The sequence below is a fragment of the Microbulbifer okhotskensis genome (genome assembly GCF_023895975.1).
Taxonomy (GTDB): domain Bacteria; phylum Pseudomonadota; class Gammaproteobacteria; order Pseudomonadales; family Cellvibrionaceae; genus Microbulbifer; species Microbulbifer okhotskensis.
Genome location: NZ_JALBWM010000301.1, coordinates 1 through 1,078, shown reverse-complemented (window position 1 = coordinate 1,078; position 1,078 = coordinate 1). Strand labels below are relative to the sequence as shown.

The 1,078-nt window shown below is 43.6% G+C and carries 2 protein-coding genes; both read right to left on the bottom strand.

Annotated elements, in window-relative coordinates; all coding sequences use genetic code 11:
* A partial coding sequence (gene gpM / locus MO867_RS22185) for a phage terminase small subunit (RefSeq protein WP_252473222.1) occupies positions 1-427 on the bottom strand: 427 nt, incomplete at its 3' end.
* Positions 428-494: 67 nt separating this feature from the next.
* On the bottom strand, positions 495-1,078 hold a 584-nt coding region (locus tag MO867_RS22180), incomplete at its 5' end, for a P2 family phage major capsid protein (RefSeq protein ID WP_252473221.1).

Genomic DNA, 1,078 nt, shown 5'->3' with positions numbered 1-1,078 from the left:
CAGACTTGAAATAGTGCGGTAGCTTTTGCTGTTGTTCGACGGCGAACTTTGCAAGATCAAGTGCAAGCTCTATGTCTTCAACATCCATTGCCCAAATTGTGCAGTAGACCAAAACCAGATTTTCATATTTCTGGCTGCTTTCCCGGTACTCCTTGATAAGAGGCAAATACTTGGTTAGCAGCTGTTTCTTTAAATCGGCTTTTTCTACAATGCTTGAGCGCTTTTTTAGCAATTCAAGATCACGGTCTAAAGAGGCTGCTATAACTTCGCGAGATTCGGAGCTGTCAGTAATAATATTTACTGCACTAGCCGTGATATTTTTATCCGCAGAAACTACCAACTGATCAATTTCGCTTTGCATGCCAGCTATTTCTTTAGCAACTTTGGCTTTGCACTTATTTTGATGTGCAATAGTGGGAAACGGCATTTTTGTTAACCTGGTTTTGTGTGATTTAAAAAGCCCCCGGCAAAGTGCCGGGGGAAGCACCGTCTACCTACATCCAACCGCCGCTGCCGTCTGGTAACTTCACATTGGCAAATTCCATACCTGCTGCTTTTTCTTCATCCTCAATAACGTAACCGTCATTTACAGAGTTGTATTCTTCTATTCGATCACGCTTAGGATTATCTGTTACTTGACGGCGCATGCTGGTTGACTGATAGTAATAAGAAAGATTGTCCAGGCTGGTAATCAGAATTCCTCGCGCAGGAAAATTAGGAACATTAGTTTCCACCGGCAATCCCGCGTAAACTTTTGTTACTACTTCTTTTTCTACACGCTCTTTCTCTGAAGGATTTTGTCCATACGCCTTATAGAGTGCCGCTTTTTCTTCCGCTATCAGGTCTTCCCCTACAATCGCCACCAAATCTTTAGCGCCACGATGGGAGGGGTGAATCATTTGCTTTAAAGCAAGCAGAGCGGAGTCGAGGTTTTCAAAATCTCCGTCAGCGCCAATGTGGATTTCATTAAGTACTTTGGTGCCGGTAGAACCATCAAACCAGTTACTACCACCGTTGTATTCCCGTAGCTTTTGCAGCCAACCTTTATTAACGTCTTCACCGTTCGGATAGGTTGTAC